General features: G+C 58.3%; 8 protein-coding genes. All 8 read left to right on the top strand.

Going from position 1 to position 8481, the window contains the following annotated elements; genetic code table 11:
• Nucleotides 1-914, top strand: a 914-nt coding sequence (locus PCH01S_RS15395) for a WIAG-tail domain (RefSeq protein WP_042230666.1), incomplete at its 5' end; no start/stop codon positions are given.
• Nucleotides 915-1172: 258 nt separating this feature from the next.
• Nucleotides 1173-1895: a sugar phosphate nucleotidyltransferase gene (locus PCH01S_RS15390; protein ID WP_042230665.1), complete on the top strand. Its 723-nt coding sequence runs from the start codon at nucleotides 1173-1175 to the stop codon at nucleotides 1893-1895.
• Nucleotides 1895-2911 carry a dTDP-glucose 4,6-dehydratase gene (rfbB, locus tag PCH01S_RS15385; RefSeq protein WP_042230663.1) on the top strand — a complete coding sequence of 339 codons (1017 nt, stop codon included), beginning with the start codon at nucleotides 1895-1897 and terminating at the stop codon, nucleotides 2909-2911. Before PCH01S_RS15390 ends, rfbB begins: the two co-directional genes overlap by 1 nt.
• A complete protein-coding gene (rfbD, locus tag PCH01S_RS15380) occupies nucleotides 2908-3777 on the top strand; it encodes a dTDP-4-dehydrorhamnose reductase (RefSeq protein ID WP_042230661.1) in 870 nt (289 codons plus the stop codon). Before rfbB ends, rfbD begins: the two co-directional genes overlap by 4 nt.
• Nucleotides 3770-4882: a CgeB family protein gene (locus PCH01S_RS15375; RefSeq protein WP_042230660.1), complete on the top strand. Its 1113-nt coding sequence runs from the start codon at nucleotides 3770-3772 to the stop codon at nucleotides 4880-4882. The genes rfbD and PCH01S_RS15375 overlap by 8 nt, the downstream gene beginning before the upstream one ends.
• Before the next feature lie 28 nt (nucleotides 4883-4910).
• Nucleotides 4911-6029, top strand: a complete 1119-nt coding sequence (locus tag PCH01S_RS15370) for a CgeB family protein (RefSeq protein WP_042230659.1) — start codon at nucleotides 4911-4913, stop codon at nucleotides 6027-6029.
• Between the two features lie 137 nt (nucleotides 6030-6166).
• Nucleotides 6167-6499 carry a hypothetical protein gene (locus tag PCH01S_RS31035; RefSeq protein ID WP_042230658.1) on the top strand — a complete coding sequence of 111 codons (333 nt, stop codon included), beginning with the start codon at nucleotides 6167-6169 and terminating at the stop codon, nucleotides 6497-6499.
• A gap of 300 nt (nucleotides 6500-6799) precedes the next feature.
• Nucleotides 6800-8473: a glycosyltransferase gene (locus PCH01S_RS15360; RefSeq protein WP_164977154.1), complete on the top strand. Its 1674-nt coding sequence runs from the start codon at nucleotides 6800-6802 to the stop codon at nucleotides 8471-8473.
• The last annotated feature ends 8 nt before the right edge of the window (nucleotides 8474-8481 follow it).

The raw sequence follows: 8481 nt of genomic DNA, 5'->3' as shown, positions 1-8481 counted from the left end.
CGAGCGAGGCGCTAGCGGCAGGAGCCGTAACAAGTGAAACGCTGGCACAAGGTGCCGTAACCGGCGATCACGTCCAGCCGGGAACGATCACGCTGGCGCACCTTCATCCGGACGCGCTTCCGATCCGGGAGCTTGCCGATCAACAACACGGAACCCACTTGGCTCCGAACAGCATCACGGAAGATCACCTGGCGATGGGATCTGTGGCGAGCGGGCATTTGCAGGCTTCCTCGGTTCTGTCTCTCCTTATCGCGAACAGGGCGGTGACCGGTGAAAAGCTTGCGGACGAAGCGGTATCTTCCGCTAAGCTGGCGCCATCGGCCGTAGGAAGCGTGCATTTGCAAGACGATGCCGTGGACACGGATCATCTCGCAAACGGTTCTGTCACGGAAGACAAACTCGCTTCGGGTTCCGTCGGGGCAGGTCATCTCCGGAGCCAATCCGTCGAGAACGGCCATTTGGCCGAGGGCAGCGTTACTTTCAGCAAAATTTCCGCAGGCGCGGTCCAGCCGATCCATCTGGCGGAAGCCTCCGTAACGGAAGCGAAGCTAGCCCCGGAATCGGTGCATGCCGGGCATCTGGCGGCAGGTGCCGTAGAAGAGAGCAAACTGGCCTTCCGGCCGGTGCAGGCTCCTTCGAGCAAAAAGGCCGTGCTTCAGCAGTTTGGTTTGGCGGACTTCCGTTTCGAGGAGCAGGACGATGGGCTGGAAATCGACATCTCCTTCGAGGAACCTTTTGCGAATGCCTCTTACGTGCTTGTGGCAACAGCCAGTCACCCGGCCTGCTATGCGGTATGCAAACAAAAAACGGAGAATACGGCCGTTCTCTCAATTGTCCGGACACAGCCGGGGCTCGCGTTCGACGTCGTTTTAAACTGGATCGCGGTCGGCTCTAAGGCTGATTCGGCAGACTGAGCTTTTAAAAAAATAAGCTTTTAAAGAGCGATCATTCAAAACCTTCCTTTGACGGGAAGGTTTTTCTTTTTACACCGGGCTAGATAGCCCCGTAAAAAAGCCAATTTTGAGAGGAGTGGTTGGGAGTCCTTATTCGCGGAATAGGGAAAAGCATATGATTTACTATGTGATCTTCAGGTATGAACTGGAAACTAAATCGTGAAGGTTGGCAGCGGCTTTCTTGTTTTCCGGAAAGCATGTGGGAAAGGGGGATGTCCGGTGAAAGGAGTTATACTGGCGGGTGGCACGGGAAGCAGACTGCGTCCCCTGACGAACCTGATGAATAAGCATCTTCTGCCTGTCGGGAAATATCCGATGATTCATTATTCCGTGATGAAGCTGAAGGAAGCGGGCGTGAAAGAGATTTTGCTGGTCACGGGCAAGCAATCCGCCGGTCTGTATACGGAATATTTGGGGAGCGGCTCGCAGTGGGGCGTTTCCATTACGTACGCGGTCCAGGAGCAGGCCGGGGGGATTGCCGAAGCGCTCGGTCTTGCGGAGCGTTTTATCGGGCGGGATAAGAAATTCGTGATGCTGCTCGGGGATAACCTTTTTCAGGATTCTCTGGAGCCGTTTCTTCGCGATTTCGAAAGCCAGTCTGAAGGAGCCATGGTGCTGCTAAAAGAAGTCCCCGACCCTGAACGGTACGGCGTGCCTGTTTTGACGGACGGAAGGATTGTCCATATTGATGAAAAACCGGCAAGGCCGAAATCCTCTTACAGTGTGACGGGGATTTATTTCTATGACGCCGAGGTGTTCCATGTTCTGAAAACATGCCGTCCCTCCAAGCGGGGAGAGCTGGAAATTACGGACGTTAACAACGCGTATGCTCTTAAAGGACGGCTTGCCTACCGGATATTGAGCAATTGGTGGGTGGATGCGGGAACTCACGAATCCCTATATGAAGCGATCCGCCAAGTGTGGAAGGAGGAGGAAGGGTAATGGCCGTTCTCCTCGTAACAGGCGGTATGGGGTTTATCGGAAGTCATTTTATCCGGTTCTGGCACAACCGCCATCCGCAGGACTCGCTGATTAATCTGGACCTGCTTACGTATGCGGGCAACCCGTATAATCTGACGGATCTTCAGGATTCGCCCCGTTACCGGTTTATTCGCGGAGATATCGCGGATGCCCCGTTTCTTGAGCGGCTTATGGGCGGAACCTCCATAGACGCTGTTGTTCATTTCGCCGCCGAATCTCACGTGGACCGGAGCATCCGGGAACCCGCCACTTTCGTGCGGACGAATGTGCTGGGGACCCAGCAACTGCTGGAAGCCGCGCGCCGTGAGGGTGTCCCGAAATTTGTCCATGTCTCCACGGACGAAGTATACGGGACACTCGGGACCTCCGGCGTTTTTACCGAACAGACTCCACTTGCGCCCAACAGTCCCTATTCGGCTTCCAAAGCGGGCTCGGATCTGCTGGCGCGGGCTTACTACGAAACTTACGGATACCCGGTTGCCGTCACACGCTGCTCCAACAATTACGGGCCGATGCAGTTTCCGGAAAAACTGATCCCGACTCTCATCATCCGGGCGCTGCGGGATTTGCCGCTGCCTCTCTACGGGGACGGGGAGCATGTGCGCGACTGGCTTCATGTCGGAGATCATTGCGCGGCGATCGCCGCCGTGCTCGAATCCGGCAGGCCGGGTGAAGTTTACAACGTCGGAGGAGGCAGCGAGCGCACGAACCTCGAAGTCGCCCGGACCGTCCTGAAGGCACTTGGCAAACCCGATACGCTGATCTCCTTTGCTCCGGACCGGCCGGGTCATGACAGAAGATATGCGATCGATGCTTCCAAGCTGACCGGCGAGCTGGGCTGGAAGCCTGCTTATACGTTTGAGGAGGGACTGCGCTCCACGGTTGACTGGTATGTCCGGAACCGGACCTGGTGGGAGCGGATTTTAAGCGGAGAATACCGGGGCCATCATCTCTTGAAAGGAGGCGGTCCCGCATGAAAATACTGATTACCGGAGCGGGAGGACAGCTCGGGAGCGATCTTGTCCGGGTACTGACTCCGCGGCACAAGCTTGCAGCATTGACCAGGCAAGAGCTGGATGTGGGAGACGGAGCGGCCGTGGACGCGGCCGTATTCCGGGAACAGCCCGAGATTATTATCCATGCGGCGGCTTATACGGACGTGGACGGGGCGGAACGCGAGATCGACCGGGCCTACCGTGTAAATTCCGCAGGCACTTGGCACATGGCGGAAGCGGCTGAGCGCATCGGAGCGAAGTTCGTCTACGTCAGCACGGATTACGTGTTTGACGGCTGTAAAGGCGCTCCTTATATTGAACGGGATAAACCGAATCCGCTCAGTGTTTACGGGACCTCCAAGCTGCATGGGGAAAAATTCGCGTCGATGCTGTGCGAGCGTCATTTTATCGTCCGGACTTCCTGGTTGTACGGCCGCGGGGGCAATAATTTCGTCGCCAAAATCGTGGAGAAAGCGAGGAGGGGAGCCGAACTGAGACTGGTGGACGATGTATTCGGATCGCCGACCTACAGCTACGATCTGGCCGTCTTTATCGGTTCGCTCCTTGAAACGGAGGAATACGGGACTTATCACGGCTCGAATGAAGGCGTTTGCACCCGGTACGAATTCGCCCGAGAGATCATCCGGGTTCTCGGCATAGAAGGCGTGAAGCTGCGCCCTGCCAAGGCCGACATGTTTCCTCTCCCGGCGGCAAGACCGGCACACTCGGCGCTGGCCGATACGGCTGCCGGGGCGATCGGCGTCAAGCCGCTCCGGCCGTGGAAGGAAGCGCTCCGACACTTTCTCCTGACGGATCTGGCGGACGGGAGAGAAGCCAGCCATGCGTAAACGGGTTAAACGCGGCCGGCATCCCGTGAAAACGCCGGAGAAAGCCCGGAGCGAAGGGTACATCCGGGGCTGGGAACAAGGCTGCCGATACGGCAGCTCCCGGGCGGTTCTGAACCGGCTTCCCGCTCCGGCCTTCGGTTTTTTCGAGAAGCGGGTTCTGTTTGTCCAGCAGGGTTTCGAAGCGATCGATGCGGGAATCCAGCAGGGGCTGGCGGCCTTGACGCGGGAGCTTATCGTGTGCGCGCCGGAGCACATGCTGCAGACGGCCGCCGCCTCCAGGCCGGATATGATGCTGGTGCTGAACGGACTCCATGTGTTCCCGGAGGATCATCTGGCCCAGGCGGACGGAGTCCGGGGGCTCGGCATCCGAACGGCTATCTGGTTCGCGGACGATCCGTATTTTATGGATCTCACGCCGGCGATTGTGCCTCATTACGACTACATTTTTACTCATGAGCGCAATGCGGTCGCGTACTACCGGTCCCTGGGGTGCGAGCGCGTGTACCATCTGCCTCTGGCCGCGGCCGGGCATATTTATTACCCGCAGCCGGCGGAACCGTCCTACCTTAGCGATGTGTGCTTTATCGGGAACGCCTTTCCGAACCGCATTGATTTTATCGATGCGCTGGCTCCCGCGCTGACGGGGAGAAAAGTGGTGCTGATCGGGGCGCTCTGGGACCGGCTGAAGCACTACAAGCAGTTTCGCCGAGGCATTCACCTGGGATGGAAGCCGATGGACGAAGCGGCGAAGTATTATAACGGCGCCAGAATCGTATTAAACCTGCACCGGGCTCCCCTCGATCCCGTGTACAGTAAAAATAAAATCGGGCTGCCGGCGGGTTCCATCAACCCGCGCAGCTATGAAATAGCGGCCTGCGGCTCGTTTCAATTAACGGACTTGCGCGGGGATCTCGCGGAATTGTATACACCGGGTGCGGAAATAGAGACGTTCACGTCTCCGCAGGACTGTGCGGGCAAGCTGCTTTATTACCTTCGGAACGAGGAAAGAAGAAGAGAGATAGCCGTCCGGGGGTTGATGAGGACGCGCGCAAGCCACAGCTTCGAAGCAAGGCTTAGCCAACTGCTTCAAATCGTTTTCGGCTAGACGGAATTTGCAGAAGGAGGTGGGGCAGGTGGCTGCTCTGTCCAAAAGAAGCCGTTCTTTCGCGGTAAAACAAGCGGAAGACTGGCAGAAAGGGTACGCCCTGGGCGCCCAGGCCGGTTACCGGCTGGGCCGGTGCGAATCGATTATGAACCGGATTTCTCTTGCGCCCACGGCTTTTTGGGATAAAAAAGTACTCTATGTAACGTCCGGGAAAGGGCTTCCTTATTCCCCTCTGGATACGGGGATTATCGAAACGATACGGCCGATGGTGCGGGAACTCGTTTTTGCCCAGCCTGTTCCGGATCTGGCCTTGACGGTTGCCCGGGAAATGCCCGACTTTGTTCTGGTGCTCGATGGGATGATGCTGCCCATGGACCAGCTGGAGCTGATCCGCAAATGGGGAATCAAAACCGCCGTTTGGCTGCTGGACGATCCGTATTATACGGACGTGACGCTGAATCTGGCGCTGTCTTTCGACTACGTGTTCACGATAGAGCTGAACTGTGTCAGCTTTTATGCCGAAAGCGGATGTCCGAACGTTTACTATCTGCCCCTTGCCGTGGACTCCTCCGTGTACCGTCCCAAAGCCGTTGCGGCAGGGAACAACAGGGGAGCATGTTTCGTAGGGTCGGGGTATTGGAACCGGGTCCAGATTTTTAATTCCATAACGCCCACGCTGCTTAAATACGACGTTCACTTTACGGGCCTATGGTGGGATCGGCTCGCCGCCTATTCCAAATTGTCCGGGAAAATTAATCTCAACAAATGGATGGGTCCCGAGGAAACGGCCGATTACTACAACGGCTCGAAAATCGTTATTAATCTGCATCGGGCCTACGATGATGAACAGTTTAACAACAACAGCCGCAGAATCCAAGCCGTGTCTCCCAACCCGCGCACGTTCGAAATTTCGGCCTGCGGCGTGCTTCAACTGACGGATATCCGGAACGATCTGTCCCGTTTTTACGAGATCGGCACGGAAATCGTGACCTACGGATCGGCGGCAGAGCTCCGCGATAAGTTGGAGTATTACCTGACCCATGAGGAAGAAGGCAGGGAAATTGCCCTGCGTGGAATGAGCAGGACGATGAGGGAGCATACATTTACGAACCGGCTGACGGAGTTGTTCCGGGTCGTATTCGGTTGATTTTTCCGAAGATTCCTTGCGTGCAATAGGGACGCGACCGGAAAGCGGCGGGGACGGCAGCGGCCTATAGTGAAGGAAGCGCGTAGGCGCGGCAGCCGCCTGCCCGTATCACTTGCGGGGAAGGGGCGAGAGCTACCATGAACAAAAAGACAGGAGCCAAATCGGCACGGGTAAAAAAAAGGCGGACGGCCGGGCTAAAGAAAGCATCCGGGACGGCAGCCGCGAAAAGAAGGAAAGCGGGAGTTGTTCTCCCGAAGGGGATCGGAGGCAAGAAGAAAAGCGCGAAAGCCGGCCGGGGGAAAGGGCTGAGGAAAAAACGTCTCCTGTCCGCTTCCGGGAGACGCAGAACCGCGGTCGGTGCCGCACATAGTCAGGCATTTAACGAAGGGTACGATTCGGGTTTCCAGGCCGGCTTCTCCCAGGGCGTGGCGGACGGAGAGCATATTCTGGCAGAGGCGGCCGCCGGGTAGCGTTCAGGTGCGGATACCCGCCGGAGGTTGTCCCAAAAGTTACGAAAGTGACTTGGGGACAGCCTCTTTTTTGCGGCCGGATTTCGTCAAGCCGCCCCGTTTCCGCGCAGGCGCGTAATGCCCGCCGCGGCGCCCGGGATGAGGAAGGCCGATTTTTCGTGAAAACGTCTTGTGTTTTTCCAAATTGTACGAATGCTACGGGTTCAACTGTCGTGCCTTGTAGAATGTCCCGCTAATATATTGTACTACCCACACAGATAAGGAGGTGAACACCATATCTGATCCGCAGGTATGTATCCGATGAATGGACGGAGGATCATGCTGTTCTCGCATTTGTGCTCCAGACAGCATATAACCGGAGCCGAGAAGCTGCTGCTTTTCATGGCCCGGGAACTGAAAGAACGGCATGACTGCATCCTGGTCGTACCGGGTGAAGGTGTTCTTTCCCGGCAGGCGCGGGCGGCCGGCATTTATACCCTGGTTGTTCCGTTCCCGCTCGTGTGGGAGATGTACACCCCGCATGCCGGTCTTGCGGGACAACTGGATGGGCTGCCGGCCAGGGAGCCGGGGGCTTTGGCAAAATTGCTGCGCGTGCTCGGTCAATATCGACCTGATCTGGTCATCTCTAATACATGTGTCAACGTACTGCCCCCTGTGGCGGCCAAGGCTCTCGGGATTCCGGTGCTCTGGATGATTGCGGAAAAAATGACGGACACGGCTTTCACGCCGGTTTCGGCGGAGTTTATCCACCGGCATGCGGATCTGGTGGCGGGGATCTCGGAAGCGACTTTAGCCCCTTTCGGCGTCAGAGAGGCGGAATCGCAGATCGTGATGTATCCGTCCTGGCATGAGGAAACGATGGGGGGCGGTGACTGGAGCGTGCTGCGCGAGAGGCGCAGAGCCGGATTCGGCATCGACAGCGGCGAAGTGCTGGCGGGCTATATCGCTTCGGACATTTATCCGCTCAAGGGATTGGATCACTTTATCGGGGCCGCGTTGGAGCTTTGTCCCGCTTACCCTCATGTTCGTTACCTGATAGCGGGAAAACCGACGGACGCCGGTTTTTACCGGCACTGTCGTGATTTGACGGTCCGTTCGGGGTACGGCGGAAGATTTCATTGGACCGCGTTTAAAAAAGAAGTGGCCTCCCTCTATACGGCCATGGATTTCGTTGTCGTTCCGAGCTTGACGGAAGAGGGCTTCGGCATGACCGCGCTGGAAGGCATGATGTTCGGCAAGCCGGTGATCGCTTTCGATTCCGGCGGACTGCGGGAAGTTCTGGGGCATACCGGGAATGCCCGTTTTCTTGTGCCGAAAGGAGATACCCGGACGCTCGCGGCACGGATGAGAGAGCTGGTCGAGGACCCGCTTCTGCGGATGCAGACGGGGGTACTGAACCTCTCCGCAGTCCGGAGCGTCTTCGGCATCGAGGCTTACCGGTCCAGACAGGAGCATCTTCTGGCAAGACTGGAAAACAAGCTGGCGGCCCGTCAAAACAATCCGCAGCCGCAGGTCCCGCCCGTCCTTGACGGCGTGCCCGGGCCCCTGGTTATCGTCAGGGGGAGGCGGCCGGGCCTCTACCTGCTGCGGGACGGCATCCGTCACCCGGTGACCGGAGCGCAGCGGCAGCGGCTCGGGGCGGGCGTGGTGAAGGTTCCGAAGGCGCTCTTGGATTCCCGGCCTGTCGGCACGGTCCTGAGCTTCCCGGACGAAGCTGCACCGCCGCCCCGCCCCGGCGCCAAGCTAGCCCGCCGCAAGAGCGTGCGCGCGGCACGCAAGAGGCGCCCCGGCGCCAAGCTAGCCCGCCGCAAGAGCGTGCGCGCGGCGCGCAAGAGGCGCCCCGGCGCCAAGCTAGCCCGCCGCAAGAGCGTGCGCACGGCACGCAAGAGGCGCCCCGGCGCCAAGCTAGCCCGCCGCAAGAGCGTGCGCACGGCGCGCAAGAGGCGCCCCGGCGCCAAGCAGGCCCGCCGCTAGAGCTTGCG

Origin of the sequence: Paenibacillus chitinolyticus NBRC 15660, from assembly GCF_000739915.1 — a bacterium.
Lineage (GTDB): Bacteria > Bacillota > Bacilli > Paenibacillales > NBRC-103111 > Paenibacillus_F > Paenibacillus_F chitinolyticus.
This window is presented reverse-complemented; position numbering and strand designations above follow the sequence as displayed.

Excerpts from the sequence above, each read along its gene's own strand:
- PCH01S_RS15360 (WP_164977154.1), top strand. The coding sequence starts at position 6,800 with ATGAATGGACGGAGGATCATGCTGTTCTCGCATTTGTGCTCCAGACAG.
- PCH01S_RS31035 (WP_042230658.1), top strand. The coding sequence starts at position 6,167 with ATGAACAAAAAGACAGGAGCCAAATCGGCACGGGTAAAAAAAAGGCGG.
- rfbB (WP_042230663.1), top strand. The coding sequence starts at position 1,895 with ATGGCCGTTCTCCTCGTAACAGGCGGTATGGGGTTTATCGGAAGTCAT.
- rfbD (WP_042230661.1), top strand. The coding sequence starts at position 2,908 with ATGAAAATACTGATTACCGGAGCGGGAGGACAGCTCGGGAGCGATCTT.
- PCH01S_RS15375 (WP_042230660.1), top strand. The coding sequence starts at position 3,770 with ATGCGTAAACGGGTTAAACGCGGCCGGCATCCCGTGAAAACGCCGGAG.